At 73.1% G+C, this 16126-nt stretch carries 13 protein-coding genes; 3 read left to right on the top strand and 10 right to left on the bottom strand.

What is annotated here, in order from left to right; genetic code table 11:
* Window positions 1-61: 61 nt before the first annotated feature.
* A complete protein-coding gene (locus tag ACGFH8_RS24735) occupies window positions 62-622 on the bottom strand; it encodes an NADPH-dependent FMN reductase (protein ID WP_393371160.1) in 561 nt (186 codons plus the stop codon).
* A 136-nt stretch (window positions 623-758) separates the two neighbouring features.
* Between ACGFH8_RS24735 and ACGFH8_RS24740 the strand changes: the two genes are divergently transcribed.
* Complete coding sequence (locus tag ACGFH8_RS24740; protein WP_393371162.1) at window positions 759-1241, top strand: MarR family winged helix-turn-helix transcriptional regulator; 483 nt, start codon at window positions 759-761, stop codon at window positions 1239-1241.
* Between the two features lie 33 nt (window positions 1242-1274).
* On the opposite strand, the gene ACGFH8_RS24745 is transcribed toward ACGFH8_RS24740, so the two are convergent.
* The 5 genes from ACGFH8_RS24745 to ACGFH8_RS24765 form a co-directional block, all read right to left on the bottom strand.
* Entirely contained in the window at window positions 1275-1769 is a 495-nt protein-coding gene (locus ACGFH8_RS24745; protein ID WP_393371165.1) for a DUF1772 domain-containing protein, read from the bottom strand.
* Window positions 1770-1915: 146 nt separating this feature from the next.
* Window positions 1916-5629, bottom strand: coding sequence for a S8 family serine peptidase (locus ACGFH8_RS24750; protein ID WP_393371168.1), 3714 nt, complete (start codon window positions 5627-5629; stop codon window positions 1916-1918).
* Between the two features lie 322 nt (window positions 5630-5951).
* Window positions 5952-6560, bottom strand: coding sequence for a bifunctional 4-hydroxy-2-oxoglutarate aldolase/2-dehydro-3-deoxy-phosphogluconate aldolase (locus ACGFH8_RS24755; protein WP_393371171.1), 609 nt, complete (start codon window positions 6558-6560; stop codon window positions 5952-5954).
* Between the two features lie 110 nt (window positions 6561-6670).
* The gene (locus ACGFH8_RS24760) at window positions 6671-7696 is read right to left on the bottom strand and encodes a sugar kinase (RefSeq protein ID WP_393371174.1); all 1026 of its coding nucleotides are present in this window, start codon (window positions 7694-7696) and stop codon (window positions 6671-6673) included.
* A 96-nt stretch (window positions 7697-7792) separates the two neighbouring features.
* Window positions 7793-8641, bottom strand: coding sequence for a S1 family peptidase (locus ACGFH8_RS24765; RefSeq protein ID WP_393371176.1), 849 nt, complete (start codon window positions 8639-8641; stop codon window positions 7793-7795).
* Between the two features lie 170 nt (window positions 8642-8811).
* On the opposite strand from ACGFH8_RS24765, the gene ACGFH8_RS24770 reads away from it, so the two are divergent.
* The gene (locus tag ACGFH8_RS24770) at window positions 8812-9996 is read left to right on the top strand and encodes a low temperature requirement protein A (protein WP_393371179.1); all 1185 of its coding nucleotides are present in this window, start codon (window positions 8812-8814) and stop codon (window positions 9994-9996) included.
* Between the two features lie 124 nt (window positions 9997-10120).
* Entirely contained in the window at window positions 10121-11299 is a 1179-nt protein-coding gene (locus ACGFH8_RS24775; protein WP_393371181.1) for a low temperature requirement protein A, read from the top strand.
* Window positions 11300-11302: 3 nt separating this feature from the next.
* On the opposite strand, the gene ACGFH8_RS24780 is transcribed toward ACGFH8_RS24775, so the two are convergent.
* From ACGFH8_RS24780 to ACGFH8_RS24795, 4 genes are all read right to left on the bottom strand, one after another.
* Window positions 11303-11875, bottom strand: coding sequence for a nucleosidase (locus ACGFH8_RS24780; protein WP_393371184.1), 573 nt, complete (start codon window positions 11873-11875; stop codon window positions 11303-11305).
* 37 nt (window positions 11876-11912) lie between these two features.
* Window positions 11913-14624: an Hsp70 family protein gene (locus tag ACGFH8_RS24785; RefSeq protein ID WP_393371185.1), complete on the bottom strand. Its 2712-nt coding sequence runs from the start codon at window positions 14622-14624 to the stop codon at window positions 11913-11915.
* Between the two features lie 71 nt (window positions 14625-14695).
* Entirely contained in the window at window positions 14696-15157 is a 462-nt protein-coding gene (locus ACGFH8_RS24790) for a GNAT family N-acetyltransferase (RefSeq protein WP_393371187.1), read from the bottom strand.
* A gap of 61 nt (window positions 15158-15218) precedes the next feature.
* Complete coding sequence (locus ACGFH8_RS24795; RefSeq protein WP_393371190.1) at window positions 15219-16106, bottom strand: NmrA/HSCARG family protein; 888 nt, start codon at window positions 16104-16106, stop codon at window positions 15219-15221.
* Window positions 16107-16126 lie beyond the last annotated feature (20 nt).

Raw genomic sequence — 16126 nt, forward strand, 5'->3', positions numbered from 1 at the left:
GACAGACGCGGACGGCCGCGGGAGGATCCCCCGCGGCCGTCTGCGGACGTGCGCGAAACGATCAGGCCTGGCGCAGCGGCGCGAGCGCGGTGCTCCAGGCGACCACCTGGTCGAGGGTGGTGGTCAGCGCGTCCCGCTGGAACTCGTTGGGCTTGAAGACGCTGAAGTTCTCGAAGTCGGTGAAGAGCGACAGCGCGACCTGCGACCGCACGTCGGCCATCTGCAGCTCACCGGAGATCAACCGCAGGTGCTCCACGGCCCGCGCGCCGCCGACCGAGCCGTAGCTGACGAAGCCCACGGCCTTGTTGTTCCACTCGGCGTACAGGAAGTCGATCGCGTTCTTCAGGGCACCCGAGGTCGAGTGGTTGTACTCGGGGGTGACGATGATGAACCCGTCGTAGGAGGCGATCGTCTCGGCCCACCGCAGCGTGTGCGGCTGGGAGTACTGGCCCATCGACGGCGGGTACGCCTCGTCGAGGTGCGGCAGCTGGTAGTCGAGCAGGTCGACCAGCTCGTACTCCGCGTCGGTGCGCTGCTTGGCGATCTCGAGCACCCAGCGGGCAACGGCTTCACCGTTACGCCCCGGGCGGGTGCTGCCGAGAATGATCCCGATCCTGGTCATGGTGGCGCCTTTCCTCGGTACTTGCGCTGACGGCCCGACGCTAGCCGGTGATTGCTTGGTCAAGCAAATGTTGCCCCTATGGTCGCGATCACACGCTGAGTAAGCAATTGCTCAATCAAGCAAGTACGCTGTGAGAATGTCCAACCCCGCGGCAGAACCTCGGCAACCCCTCAACCCCGACGAGGAGGCCCTGGTCCGTGCCCTGGGCCAGGTGATGCACGTGCTGCCCCGCGCGATCGACGCCGACATGGTCGGTGACCGTCAGCTACCGCTCACGGAATACACCGCCCTGATGAACCTATCCGAGGCACCGGGCCGGCGGATGCGGATGAACGAGCTCGCCTCGGCCTGCTACCTCTCGCTGAGCGGCATGACCCGCACCATCATCCGGCTGGAGACGCAGGGCCTGGTCACGCGGGAGCGCTGCGAGGAGGACGCGCGCGGCTGGAACGCCGTCCTCACCGACGCGGGATTCGCCCGCCTGACGGAGTCCTGGCCCAGCCACCTGGCCGCCGTACGCCGCCGCTTCCTGCAGCACTTCGAGGGCTACGACCTCGCCGAGTTGGCCCGCGCCTTCCAGCGGGCCGGCACCGCCGAGAACGCCGAGACGACCGACTGAGCCCGGAACCGCCGCGGTCGGTCACCCGGCGACTCAGCCGGGCAGCCGCCCCGCCTCGACAAGCGCCCACGCCAGCAGCCCGAACGCGCCTGTCGACGCGACCGCGCGGACCACGTTGGCGCGTACCCAACTCGCCTCGAAGCGGTGCCGCAGAGCCGCGAGGTCGGTGTCGGTGTCACCGGCCCGGGCCAGCACGTTGTTGAGCGGCACGTTCACCGCGGCCGTCACACCGAGCACCACCAGGTAGAGCAGCAGCCCGGCCACGATCCACGGCAGCACCGCCCGGCGCCCCGCGTCCAGGTGCAGCGCCGCCGCCAGCAGCGTGCACACGAGCGCGCCGCCGAAACAGGCGGCGAACCAGACGTTGAGGATGGACTCGTTGATCCGTCGCATGGCGAGCACGAGCGTCCGGTCGTCGGTGCGGCCCAGGCCCGGCATGACCGCGTACGCGAAGGCGGCGAACAGCCCGGCGGTCAGACCGGTGGTCACCGTGGCGACGAACAGACTCGCGGTACTCAGGAATCCCATGCGCCCCATTGCACCCGCTGGCGCGCGTCCTGACCAGACGCGGGCCCCGGCACCGACTCGACCGGTACGCCGAGAATCCGCGACCCGCGCGGACCGGCCGCCGGTCGGGCTGGGCGAGGCACCCCGACCGACGGCCGACCGCACCGTCAGCGCAGGCCGAACGCCCGCGTGATGCGCTGGCTCACGGTGTTGCCGGCAGCGTCCCGCGCGGTGGTGCGCAGGCTCACGAAACCGGCGCCGGCCGGCGCCGCCAACGAGGTACGCCAGGCGTCCCCGTGCCGGCTCAGGCGCTGCTTGCGCCAGGTCGCCCCGTCGTCGTAGGACACCTCGACGGTCACCGTGCCGACCGTGCCCGAGACGCCGGGCAGGTGGCCGGCGACCACCGTCAGCGGCGCCCGCCGCGACGCCGTCCCGGCGGAGTCGAGGGCCACCCGGTAGTCCAGCTGGATCATCGGCAGCACCGACGACGACTCCTCCCCGGTGGCGGCCGAGGTGAAGCCCCACTCGGTGCGGGTCTGCCGGGAGTACGGGTTGGTCCAGGCGGCCCTGTCGTTCTCCACCACCAGCCGGTACGGCAGACGCTGCGCGGCCAGACCGGAGACCTGGAGATACTCGGCGTTGCCCCAGTTCAGCTCCCGGTCCCCCTGGTACAGGGTGGTCCGGTTGACCATGTCGTAGTTGGCCCGCGCCTCACCGATGTGCCCACCCCCGTCGCCCCAGCCGGGCGCGGGCAGGTAGACGGTGTCCAGGTAGCGTACCGGCACGTAACCCCCACCCATCCGGGGTCGCTGGATCGGCACGAACCACTCGACGGCGCTCGGCCGACCGGCCGGGTAGGTGGCCACCTCCATCAGGTGCTGGCCCGTCTCGCCGACGATGTACGCGTCGTCGACCCACCGCTCGCCGGCGGTCACCCAGTCGGTGCGCCGGCCCTGGGCCGGGACGGTCTCCTGGTTGCCCGAGGCCAGGCCCTTCCAGACGTCGGTGCGGAACTCCAGCGCCTTGCCCGGCCGGTAGTTGCGGAACTCCACGTCGACCCGGGCCAGCTCCCGCTTGGCGGGCCGGTAGGTCGGGTCGGCCGGCACGGTGCCCGTCCAGTGGTGCGCCACGTCGTACAGGTAGGTGGTCTCCGGGTGCGACTCGACGGCCAGCCGCACCGGGCCGTGGCCCAGCGCCGCGATGAGCTGGTCACCCTCGTCGGCGGTCAGCGTCGCCACGGTCACCGGGGCCGGGCTCTGCGGGCTCCACGGCGTCTCGTCCCACGGGTCGAGCCGACCGCCGCCGTCGTTGACCACCAGCAGCAGCGTCGCGCCGGCCGCCGCGACGAGCCGCGCCTGGGTGGCGATGTCCACGGTGTCACTGCGCCGCACCACCACCGCCCGGTCCCGGACCGGACGCTTGGCCAGCCCGGCCGCCGACGCGTCGGCGACGTAGACCGCGTCCACCTGGCGACGACCGGCCGGCAGCGCGGGGCTCGCCCGCTTCACCAGCAGATCGTCGTACGAGCGGCCGGCGGCGGAGATCGTCAACGCCGGCTGTTCGAGCCGCCACCGGGCGCCGAACTCGAACTCGCCGTCGGTGACCTTGCGGCTCGTCGGCAACGCCCACATGCTGTCGTACGAGTCGTTGGGCAGCACCTGACTCTCGGTGAGACCGTTCGCGGTGGACCGGTGGATGTCCATCCGCAGCGAGGTGGCGGTGACCTGCTGCGGCACCATGGCCCGTACCTGCCGGGCGGCCCGCGCGTCCAGGGTGACGGTGCGGTCGCGGTCCAGGTTGACGTCGGTGAAGCTGAGCATCGCCATGCCCCGGGAGCGCGGGCCGTTCACGCCGCGCACGTCCGCCGTGATCCAGCCGGTCCAACTCGCCACCGGCAGCCGCAGCGTGGCGGTGCCGCTCTCGGGCAGGTCCACGGCGGTGAACAGCCCGTCGGTGGTGAGGATGACCTTGCCGACGAGCGGTTTGCCGTCCCGGTCCTTGGCGACGAGCGTCAGGTTCTGCCGCTGGCCCTCCTTGCCGGCGCCGATCAGCGTCCGACCACGGACCGTGCCAGCGTCGTCGGTGGCGACGATCATGCCGCTGACCTGCTTCTCCACCGGCAGCTTGTCGTACGCCGCGGTCAGCTTCACCGTGGCGGTGCCGCCGGCGGGCACGGTGACCGTGTCGGCGGAGAGGGCGAAGAGGCCGGCCGGCGCGGCGGCCGCGTCGAGAGCCAGCTTCAACGTGATCGGGGCGCTGCCGAGGTTCGTGTAGGTGACCGTCCGGTCGACGGTCATCCCCGGCTGTTGCGGCCAGGCCTGGAAGCCGGAGTAGGCGCTCGGGGTGGCGAAGACGGTGGCCCGGGTGGCGGCAACCGCGTCGACCCGGCCGGCACCCGCCTGGTACGGGGTGTACCCGGGGGTGGCCTTGACCGTGCTGACAAGCGCCTCCTTGATGCGCTGACCGGTCCAGTCCGGGTGCGCGGCGGCGACAAGCGCCGCCGTGCCGGCCACGTGCGGGGTGGCCATCGAGGTGCCGCTCATCAGCGTGTAGTCCCCCGACCCACCGCGTACGTAGTGGGAGCGGGCCGCGAGGATGTCCACGCCCGGCGCGGTGATCTCGGGCTTGAGCCCACCGTCGCCGGCCCGGGGCCCCTGACTGGAGAACTCGGCGAGGTGGTCGGTCGAGTCGACGGCGCCCACCGTGAGCGCGGAGTTCGCCGCACCGGGGCTGCCGATGCTGTTCGGCCCGCCGTTGCCGGCGGCGATCACGAACAGGGCGCCGGTCTCGGCGCTGAGCCGCTCGACGGCCTGGCTCATCGGGTCACTGCCGTCGGTGGCCTCACCGCCCAGGCTCATGCTGACGACCCGGGCCTTCTGCTCGCGGGCCGCCCACTCCATACCGGCGATGATCCATGAATCCTGCCCGCTGCCCTCGCTGTTGAGCACCTTGCCGATGTGCAGGCGGGCGCCGGGGGCAACACCCCGTTCGACTCCGCCGGACGCGGCGCCGCTGCCGGCGATCGTCGAGGCGACGTGCGTCCCGTGGCCCTTGTAGTCGAGGATGTCCGGCTCCGTGGGCACGAAGCTGCTGGACTCGGCGATCTGACCGGCGAGGTCCGGGTGCTCGGCGTCGGCACCGGAGTCGAGGACCGCGACGTCGACACCGGCGGCGGTGTTGCCCCCGGCCCAGACGTCCGGGGCGCCGATCTGCGCGGTGGAGTCGGCCAGGTCGGCGCGCACCCGTCCGTCCAGCCAGACCTTGGCGATGCCGTTGGCGAGAGTCGGCGCGGCACCCGTACGCCGGGCCGCGCCGGCGGTGAGGGCGGTCCAGAACCGGTCGGCGGTGGCGCGCTGGCGAGTCAGCGCGGCGCCCCGCACGCTGTCGAGCGGACGGACCAGCTCGCCACCGTCCACTGTGGGACGGGTGCGGGCGCGGGCCGCCGCGTCGGTCATGGTGACGATCAGCGGCAGCTTGTCCGTGTGGGCGTCGTCGTAGCCGTCGGCGATCAGCTCGGTGACGTTGAACAGTTGGCGGTCCAGCACGCCGCTTGTGACGTACGGCAGCGCGGCGTCCGGGTAGACGTACGTGTCGCCGTCGAGCACGGTGCGGTGGAAGGTCGGCGTGCTGCCGTCCGGGCGGCGCACTGTCGACACGGTGCTGCCGTCCGCGGCGGTCGTCACCGTGACCGTGTCACCGGTGATCAACGTGACGGTGGACGCCCGTCCGGCAGCGGCCGGGGGAAGGCCGGTCGGGTGGTCGGGGATGGTCGGCGGGGCGGCGGACGCCCCCGCGGCGGGTGGGGTAAACCCGGCCGCCAGGGTGAGGGCGGTGCCGAGGGCGATCAGCCCGGATCGGCGACGCCGGCGAGACAGAGCCAAGATGACCTCTTTGCGTCGAGAAGTGGTACGCAGCACAGCATCGACGCATCACCCACCCCCACCGCGCCCCGCACCCCGACGCACATACGCCATGTCACAACCCCGCCACCAACCCACCCACTCCCCCCGCCCGCGCCCGCGTCCCGCCCTCCCACCCTTCCCGCACCGTTGATCATGGAGTTATAGCCGACCGTCGCGGCGTGTCGTGACAACAACCTCATGATCAACCGCCTGCCGCCTGCCGCCTGCCGCCCGCCGCCCAGCGGCGGGGCGGCGGGGCGGGGGCGGGACGGCGGGGGCGGGGGCGGGGTGGGCGGGAGGGTTAGAGGGACGGGCTGGTCAGCTTGGCGAGGGCGTCGAGTTGGGTGGGGTCGGAGAGGGCCGAGCCGACGGCTGCCACCCGTACGCCGGCCTGGAGGAACGCGCCGGCGTTGCTGGCGTCCAGGCCGCCGGTCGCGACGAAGCGCAACTGCGGCAGCGGGCCGGCCATCGCCTTGAACCAGGCCGGCCCGAGCGTGATCGCGGGAAACGCCTTGAGCCAGGTGAGGCCGTGCCGCAGCGCCTGCTGGGCCTCGGTGGGAGTGGCCACGCCGGGCAGGTGCGGCAGGCCACGCGCGGCGGCCGCGTCGGCGATCGTGAGGTCGAGGCCGGGCGCCACGGTGAACCTGGCGCCCGCGTCGGCGGCCGCGGCGACCTGCTCGGCGTCGAGCACGGTGCCCGCGCCGACGATCCGGCCCCGCTCGGCGCCCGCCTCGACGGCGGCGCGCAGCGACGGTACGGCGTCCGGGGTGGCCACCGGGACCTCCACCACGTCGATGCCGAGGTCCCAGGCGCGCTCGGCGAGCCGAACGGTCTCGGCGACCGGCAGGCCGCGCAGGATCGCCATCACCCGGGCGCCGCCGAAGATGTGCTCGAAATCCGCTGTGGTCATGGTGCACTCCATCCGAGATCGCGGTGAATCTGTTGCCTGCTGGCCCGGTCGAACGCCGACCTGGCCCGGTCGAACGCCGACCTGGCCCGGTCGGGAGCCGAGGGCGCCCCTCAGGCCGCCGCCAGCGCGCCGGTCAGGTCGAGTGGCGACCAGGCCTCGACGGGGGCGTCGATCAGCCGCTCGAACCAGGCCCACGGCGGGACCGGGGCGTTGTCGCCGCTGCTGGTCAACGCCTGCGCGGCGACGAGGTGACCGAGGCGCAGGCGGCGCACGGGGTCGAGGCCGCGCAGCAGCCCCGCCAGGTAGCCGGCCGCGAACGCGTCTCCGGCGCCGACCGGTTCCACAACCGCCACCAGGGGCGCGCGGACGAAGACCGGCTCGGCGTCTCGGCGCAGCGCGGTGGCACCCACCGCGCCGTCCTTGACCACCACCGTCTCCGGGCCGGGCAACAGCCGGCGTACGGCCGCCGGGTCGGCGGTGCCCCACAGCGTCTCCGCCTCGTCCTGACCGACGAAGACCAGGTCGCTGCGGTCGGCCAGGTCGCGCAGCACGTCGGCGGCCTGCTCGGCGGGCCACAACCGACCCCGGTGGTTGACGTCGAAGCTGACAAGCGCACCGGCCAGTGGCCGATCCGCCACGGCGTGCTCGACAAGCTCGCGGCAGGAGGCGGAGAGCACCGGCGTGATCCCGGACAGGTGCAGCACACGGGCGCCGGCCAGACCCGGCGCGGCCAGCGTGCCGGGGTCCATCCGGGAGGCCGCCGAGCCCGCCCGGTAGTAGTGCACGGCGGTGCCCTCCGGGCCGGGGTCCTTGACGTAGAGGCCGGTGGGGGCGGTCGGGTCCACGCTGACGTGGTCGACGCGGACGCCTGTCGCGGCGACGTGCCGGACGACGGCCCGGCCGAAGGGGTCGTCGCCGACCCGGCTCACCCAGGCCGCCCGGTGCCCCAGCCGGGCCAGGTAGCCGGCCACGTTGGACTCGGCGCCGCCGACCGAGACGGCGACCTGTCCGGCGTGTTCCAACGGCTCGCCGGGCGCGGGGCAGAGCACCACCATCGTCTCCCCGACCGCGGCAACCTCGATCGGCGCGGGGCCCGCCGGGACGGTCGCGTCGTCGGGTGGGGAGTCGGTAGGCATCGGGGCACACGTCCTCGCGGCGGGGATCCTGGGCGCCGCCGAGCCTAGGTGTTCGGGCGCGAGACGGGCAACCCGTCATACGTCACACCTCGACGATCAGGGCACCGTCAACCCGTACGCGGCCAGCACCTCCCCGATCGGCTGGTAGTAGGTGGTGCCGCCGGCGGTGCAGTTGCCGCTGCCACCGGAGAGGATGCCGAGAATGGTGCCTGTCGATGCCACGTAGAGCGGTCCGCCGCTGTCGCCCGGCTCGGCGCAGATGTTGGTGCGGATCAGGCCGTAGATCACGCCGGTGGCGTAGTTGACCGTCTGGTTGAGGCCGGTGACGGTGCCGCACCGCACGCCTGTGGTGACGCCACTGCGACAGACCGCCTGACCGACGTACGCGGTGCCGGGCCGTTGGATGGTCAGCAGACCGGGGTAGGTGTAGACCGCGCTGGGATGGGCGATCCGGCCGGTGTAGCGGATCAGCCCGTAGTCGTTCGTGGGATAGCTGGTGGCGGTCCGGGTGCCGAGCACCGTGGTCTGGGCGCTGTCGGCGTACCAGGTGGCCGCGGCGGTGGTGCAGTGCCCGGCGGTGATCACGTAGTAGGTGCTGCCGCTGCGCGCGTTCGCGCCGAGCGAGCAGCGCGCCCCACCGCCGTAGATGCCCTGGCCGGCGGCGATCAGCGGGCGCAACGTTCCGGGTTCGCGGCGCAGTAGCACGCCGGCCCGGTCGGCGGTCGCCCGCAGCGTCGCCAGCTCGGCGGGGGCCACGGTGTCGTCGACGGTGAGGGTCATCCGGCCGGTGGCGGGGTCGAGGCCCCAGGCGGTGCCCGCGGTGCGTACCCCGGCGAGCGTGGCCGCCGCGTCGGCGGCCCGGTCGGGGGCGGCGGCGCGCGCCGTGCTGGGCGCGACGAGCAGGAGGGTGGTCAGGACGAGGGCGACGAGCGGGGAGCGGCGCATCCGAACCTCCGCGAGGATCGAGCATGATGGATGCCCTCAAGCATCGCCCCGGGTCCGACGCCGTGGCAACCTCGGGCCGTCCCCGCACCGGCCGGTGCGGAATCGCCGATCCGCGGACGGGCCCCGTCGACGCCGCCGATAATCCTCGGGAACACGGCGGGAGGCCGGGCATGACCACCGGAGAAGATGCGGCGCTGGTACGTCGGATGGAGGGGTCGACCCGGGCCACGCTGCTGGAGTTGCTCTTCGACGTGGTCTTCGTGGCCGCCCTCGCGCTGCTGTCGACACTGTTGACCGAGGAGCACACCTGGTCCGGCAGCGCCAAGGTGCTGCTGATGCTGACGGCCATCTGGTGGACCTGGTCGCTCACCGCGACCACCACCGAGTTCTACAACCCGCGGCAGCGCCCGATCCAGGCCGTCCTGATGATCGCCATGGTCGGTTCGGTGGGGATGGCGGTAGCGCTGCCGATGGTCAGCGTCGCGCACCTGCTGCTCTTCGTGATCTCGTACGTCGGCACGCACGTGAGTCGCTGCGTGATCCTGGTCGTCGCCCTGCACCGGCAGGGACACCAGACGGCCAGGGAGCGGGCCACCCGGTTCCTCTTCTGGTTCACGGTGTCCGGTGTCTTCTGGGTCACCGGCGCGCTGTCGCACAGTCCGAACTGGGGGCTCTGGACCATCGCCATCACGATCGACCTGGTCGCCTCGGCGGCCCGCTACCCCACGCCCCGGCTGGGCAAGGTGCCCATCGACCAGTACAAGCGGATCACCGGGCACCTGGGCGAGAGGTACCAGCAGTTCGTCATCCTGGCCCTCGGCGACATCGTGCTGTTGCCGACCCTGCAGGTCAGCCGCGGCGAACTCGAGTTCTTCCGGGTCCTCGCCCTGCTCTGCGCGTTCGCCACCATGCTGCTGCTCTGGCAGATCTACGTCTTCCGCGCCAGCGAGTTGATGGTGGCGGCCGAGGCCAGGGCGCACCGACCGGTGCGGCTGGCTCCGTACACCCATCTGGTGCTGCTGGGCGGTGTGGTCGCCACGGCGGCCTCGTTCGAGATGGTCGTCCACCATCCGACCGGGACGACACCTGTGCGGTGGCTCGTGTTGATCCTCGGCGGTCCGACGCTGTTCGTGCTCGGCCGCGTCCTGCTCGCCCTGCTGGTGGGCTGGAGCGTGCCGTGGCGGCGAGTGGCCTGGCAGCTCACGCCACTGCTCGTGCTGCCGTGGGCCGGCGGTTGGCCGCCGCTGCTGGTCGCCGCCGTCGTGGCGCTCGCGCTGGCCGGTCACATCTTCGTCCCCGCCGGAGACCGGGAGACCGCGCCCGGGTTGAACGTCCGGCGGGCCGAGGACGCCTGACCTCGGGCGAGGTGCGCGAGCCCACCAGGCCGCCCTCCTCCCCCGACCGGCGGGAATCGCCGATCCGGGGACGTCCGCGCCGGGGCCGCCGATAATTCTCCGAAGACACGGCGGGAGGCCGGGCATGACCACCGGAGGCACCGCGGCACTGGTACGCCGGCCGGACGGGTCGACCCGGGCCACGCTGCTGGAATTGCTGTTCGACGTGGTCTTCGTGGCTTCCCTCGCGCTGACCTCGACGCTGCTTGCGGGACGCCACACCTGGTCCGGCGCGGCGACGGTGCTGCTGATGCTGACGGCGATCTGGTGGACCTGGTCGGTCACCTCCACCACCACCGAGTTCTACGACCCGCAGCAGCGCCCGATCCAGGTCATCCTGATGGTCGCCATGGTCGGGGCGGTGGGGATGGGCGCGTCGCTGCCGAAGATCACCAGTGGGCACGCGCTGGTCTTCGCCATGGCGTACGTCGGCACGCACGTGATTCGCGGCATCATCCTGATCACGAGGTTGTACCAGCAGCGACACCGGTCGGCCATGATCCGCGCGACCCGGTTCCTGTTCTGGTTCCTGGTGTCCGGCGTCTTCTGGATCACCGGTGCGCTGTCCGGCGAGGTGAACTGGACCCTCTGGGTCGTCGCCGTCACGATCGACCTGGTCTCCGCGGCGGCCCGCTATCCCACGCCCGGGCTGGGCCGGGTGCCCTTCGACCAGTACGAACGGACCACGGCGCACCTGGGCGAGCGGTATCAACAGTTCGTCATCCTGGCCCTCGGCGACATCATCCTGGTGCCCACCCTGCAGGTCAGCCGGGGCGAGTTCGCCGGACTCCGGGTCGCCGCGCTGTTCTGCGCGTTCGCCATCATGCTTCTGCTGTGGCAGGTCTACGTGTTCCGGGCCGGCGAGTTGCTGGAGGCCGGGGCGCGGGCGGGCCGTCCGGCGCGGGTGGCTCCGTACACCCATCTGGTGATGCTGGCCGGCGTGGTCGCCACGGCGGCCTCGTTCGACCTGGTCGTCACCCGGCCGACCGGCCGGACACCGGTGGGGTGGCTCCTCCTGATCCTGGGTGGCCCGGCGCTGTTCGTGATCGGTCGCGTCCTGTTCACCCTGCTGGTGTCGATGATCGTGCCGTGGCGGCGAATGCTCTGCCTGCCGGTGCCGCTGCTGACCCTGCCCTGGGCCGGCCAGTGGCCGCCGCTGCTCGTCACCACGTTCGTGGCGCTCGGGCTGGCGGCGCACATCCTGATACCGGGAGCCGCCCGGGAGACGACGCCCGGTCTGCGGGTACGGCAACCCGACGACTGACGGTCAGCCGAAGCGCTGGCCGGCCCACTCGGCGAGGTCCCGGGCGCACGCGTCCACCGACTCCCGCCACGTGCGCGCCGCGCCGTCCCCCGCCTCGTCGCTCACCTGCTTGACGAGTCGGCAGGGCACACCCGCCTGCGCGGCGGCCCACGCCACCGCGTACCCCTCCATGTCGACCAGGTCGGCGCGCCGCGCCAACCGGTCCCGCGCCGCGTCGTCGGCCACGAACGTGTCACCGGTGGCCAGCACCGCGCCCTCGGCGGCCAGGGTCAGCGGCGCCCCGTAGGTCTCGCCGGTGAGCGTGCGCAGCAGGTCGGTGTCCAGGTCGTGCTGGAGCACGGTGGCGACCTCGTGGATGCCGGCCCACCCGGGGCGCAACGCGCCCGCCGTACCCAGGTTGAGCAGCAGGGCGGGGCGCGGCCCGGCGGCCAGCACCGCGGCCACCGCGCTGGCGGCGTTCACCTTGCCCATGCCGGTCAGCAGCACCGGCAGCTCGGGAGGGAGGTAACGGGCCTCCTCCCCGACGGCGAGCACCACGAGCGGACGATCGGCGCGGACCGTACCCCGAAGATTCACCGGAGCATCGTACGAGGTCAGCTCCGCAGGGGTGGGTTCAGTCCTTGGTGAAGCGGTAGAGGACGAAGTCCTTCTCCGCCCCGCAGGCGATCACGTGGGTGTTCCACGAGCAGGACGCGCTGCGGACGTCCTTCAGCTCGCCCAACTCGTCGACCTCACCGGATTCGGTCCACACCCCGGCGAGCACGCGGTTGTCGGCGAACGTGCTGGGCGCCTTGGCGAAGACCAGCAGGTTGCCCTCGTCCAGCCGGACCCCCACACCGCCCCGGTTCCGCAACACCGGCTTGCCGGCGGCGTCGAAGAGGGTGACCGCCGGTTCCGGGTACTCCCGCTGGGCGAGCACCTGCTCCCCCACCGGCACCAGGTCGGTCACGCCCGGCGCGGGCCAGTGCGCCGCCTGTTCGCCCTCGGTGGCCGCCACCACCTCGGTGCGCTGGGCGTCGTTGTTCGGCACCTGCAACAGGCAGGCCCGCCGCTCACCGCACGCCACGAGTGCCTTCGCGCGCTGCTCGTCGTTCCCGGAGCGGTAGAGCACCACAGGTTCCGCGTCGGACCCCAGGTCGTACGCCAGCAGTTGGTACCCGCCCTCGCTGGCGGCCACGAACAGGCGGTCCTCGTGGGCGACCACCAGATCGTCGAGGTCGGCGACGTTGCCCCACTGGCGCAGCACGGCGCCGGATGCCAGGTCGAGCAGCCGCACGGACCGGTCCGCACCCACCTGGACGAGTCGCCGCCCCTTGCCCGTCCACGGGTCGCGGGGCGTGCCGTCGAGGAAGGCCGGTCCGCCCGCCGCCTCGTCGCTGCCCACCGGCCGGACCACTGTGCGGCTGCCGTCGTACTGGTCGCGGGGGTTCGGCTTGGTCCACTTCTGGGTGCCGTCGCTCAGGCGCAGGCCGACCAGTTGGGCCGCGCCACGATCCACGAGCACCGCCGTGTCGTCGGCGACGTAGATGTCGTCGTCACCGCGGACCGTGCGCTGCCAGCGCTGGGCGCCCGAACGACCGTCCAGGACGGCCAGTGGGCGCGGCGTGCTGTCGCCGGGTGCGTCGGCGAGGACCATGACCGCCCCGGGGACGGCGATGATCGCCTCCCAGTCGTCGGCCCGCACGTCGGTCGCCCTGCGCCACAGCTCGTCGCCGGTGCCGGTGTCGACGGCCACCACCTCCAGCCGGTCGTCCGGCAGGGGGAACCCGAGGTAGGCCCGGTCGTCGAGCACGGCCGTCCACATGTCGGCCGGTCGCTCGCCGCCGGCCTTCGGCCGGGACAGTTCGCGCAGCGCCGCGAATTCCAGATCGGGGTAGCGGTCCCGGGTCAGGTACAGCGTCGCGGCGGCGCCCACCCCGAGCAGGGCCAGCACCGCGCCCAGCACCACCCAGCGCGCCCGCCGCCAGCGCGCCGCGCCGGGCGGACCCGCAGGCGCGGCACCCGCCCCTCCCGGTGCGGGCGGACCCGCCGGCGGCGCGGGGGGACCGGCCCAACCCGGACCCGCCGGCGCGGCCGAGCCCGGCCAGGGCTGCGACGGTACGGTCGGCCCGGCCGACGGCGCGGGCGGACTCACCGGAGCCGGTGCGGGCGGGGCGAGCTGCGGCCCGGCGTACGCCGGCAGCGGTCGGCGCAGCGGCAGGTCGGTCAGCGCGCCCTCGGCCACCGGCAGCTCGGGCTGGTCGAGCACCGTCGGCGCGACCCCCAGTTCGGTGTGCAGCATCCGGGCCACCAGCGGGATCCGCGACGAGCCACCGACGAGGAACAGCCCGGCGAGTTGGTCGGGGCTGAGCCCGGCGGCGGCGATCACCTCCCGGGCCCGCTCCACGGCGCGGCGCAGCAGCGGAGTGGCCACCCGCTCGACGTCGGCCCGGGTGAGCTGGACGGCTTCGGCCACCCCCGGCACCGCGACGGGCGCCACCGTCGAGCGGGACAGCGTCTCCTTCGCACCTCGTACCTCGTCCCAGAGCCGCACCTGGTCACGGCGCTGCGCCGGGTCCTCCGGCCGGATCAGCCGGGCCCACTGCGCGGCGTGCCGTTCCCCGAGCAGCTCGCCGACCCGCTGCACCAACGCGGCGTCGAGGTCCAGGCCGCCCAGGTCCGGCAGGCCACCGTCGGCGACCACGCTGAAGCCGGAGTCACCCCACGGGTCCGCGCCCTCGTTGCGCAGCACCGCCACGTCGAGCGTCCCGCCGCCGAAGTCGAACACCGCTATCGCGTCGCCGACCGGCACCGGCCGATGCAGCACCTGCGTGTAGTAGCGGGCGGCGGCCACCGGTTCGCGCAGCAGCCGGGTGCCCGGCGGTGTCGGCCCGGCCAGGGTGTGCTCGGCCACCTGCGGCCAGCCCGCCAGCAGCAGGGCGTCGGCGAGCACCTGCCGACGCGTCTCGTCCCAGGCGGCCGGGCAGGTCAGCACGGCCGGGGGCAGAAACCCCACGGCACCCACCGCGGCCCGCGCGACCGCCGCCAGCACCGCGGCGAGCAGGTCGGCCGGCGGGTACGAGCGGTCGCCGAGCACCACCGTCGGCTCGTCCACCCGACGCTTCGGGTTCGCCTCGAACCGGGCCGGGTCCGTCTGCGCCAACCGCCGGGCGTCCCACCCGGTGTGCAGGGTGCCGTCCGGGTCGGCGTACACGGCGGAGGGGCTGAGCGGTTGACCGTCCATCAGCAGCGGTCGGGTCCGCCCGTCGGGCCAGCGCAGCACCGCGACCGTGTTGGACGTACCGAGGTCGACGCCGAGGGCGAAACCCTCGTGCTGGCCTGCCATCTGCCCGATACCTCCGCCGTGACGAGGGGAACTCGACCCCGCATCGTACGCAGGCAACGCCGCACCGCTGATCAGTCGGTCAGGTGCCGTACCCCGACGACCTCCCCGCCGCTGGTCTCCCCGGTGGGGCGGAAGCCGAGCTTGAGGTAGAACCGCTCCGGGCCGTCCGCCCCCGGTTCCCACGTCGTGAACACGCGGTCGTGCCCGCGTTCGCGCGCCTCGGCGCAGACGGCCCGCACCGCGAAGCGGCCGTACCCGCGACCCTGGTGCTCGGCGGCGATGTTCAGCCGCCACAGGCCCGAGCGCCTGTCGTCCGGGCTGTCCGGGTTCCACACGATGTCGAAGAAACCCATCAGGAAGCCGACGATGTCGTCACCCTCGACGATCAGCCGTGGCCACGCGACGTCGGGCTGCGCGTACGCCTCGGCGAGAGACCAGGCGACCGGGGACGAGAACTTCTCCTGGTCCGGTCGCACGCTCACGCGGCAGGCGGCTTCCACGTTGTCCGGGGTGATCTGCACGAGTCGCGGCACGCCGGCCACCCTATCGGTCGTGGCCGGGCCGGGCGGACTACTGCCAGCTCGGCCGGGCGGACTACTGCCAGCTCGGCCGGGCGGCCAGGACGCGGTCCCAGTCGACGGTCCGGGCCCACTCGGCGTAGCGGTGCCAGGTCACCTCCGGGTACCTGGCGCGCAGCCCGTCGATGTCGACGAAGTCGGTGTTTTCCTCGAACCGCTGGAACATGTCGGCGATCTCGTCGCCGGCCCACTGCCGGACCTGGTCCAACGGCATCTGCTGGTACGGGATCTCGCGGCCGAGCACGTCGCCGAGAATGCGGGCGGCCTCGTCGCCGGTGACCCGGTCGGAGGCGACGTCGATCCGTTCGCCGACGAACAGGTCCGGGTGCTCGACGGCGTGCACCGCGAGGCCGGCGATGTCGCGGACGGTCACCTGGTCCAGGGGCTTGCCGGCGGTGAGCGGGTTGGCCAGGACACCGTCGGTCAGGCGGCTGAACCCGACGTTGAGCGCGTTCTCCATGAAGTACACCGGCCCGAGGACCGTCGCCCGGACCCGCTGGTCCCGCAGGTACGCCTCGACGAGCTGCTTGCTGTCGGCGTGGTCGAGGTCGGTGGGCGTCGACCGGCCGGCGCCGCGGACGGACGAGTAGACGAGGTGCGCGTCGGCGCGGGCCGCGACGTCGACCAGGTGGCGGCCCTGGGCGACCTCCTCGTCCCTACCGCCGGCCCCGAACGGTACGGACAGACCGAAGATCGCGTCGACGCCCTTGGCGGCGTCGGCCAGGCCCTCGGGGTGGGCCAGGTCGCCGGTGACCAGCCGGACTCCGGCGGTGGACAGCGTCACCGCGGCGGGCGACTCGGGCGACCGCACGTAGGCGACGACGTCGTGGCCGTGCTCGAGCAGCAGCTCGGCGACGGCACCGCCCTGTTTGCCGGTGGCGCCGATGACGAGAACGTGTGCCATGAGGGTGCTCCCTGATTCGC

It is taken from the genome of Micromonospora sp. NPDC049175, from assembly GCF_043197345.1.
GTDB lineage: Bacteria > Actinomycetota > Actinomycetes > Mycobacteriales > Micromonosporaceae > Micromonospora.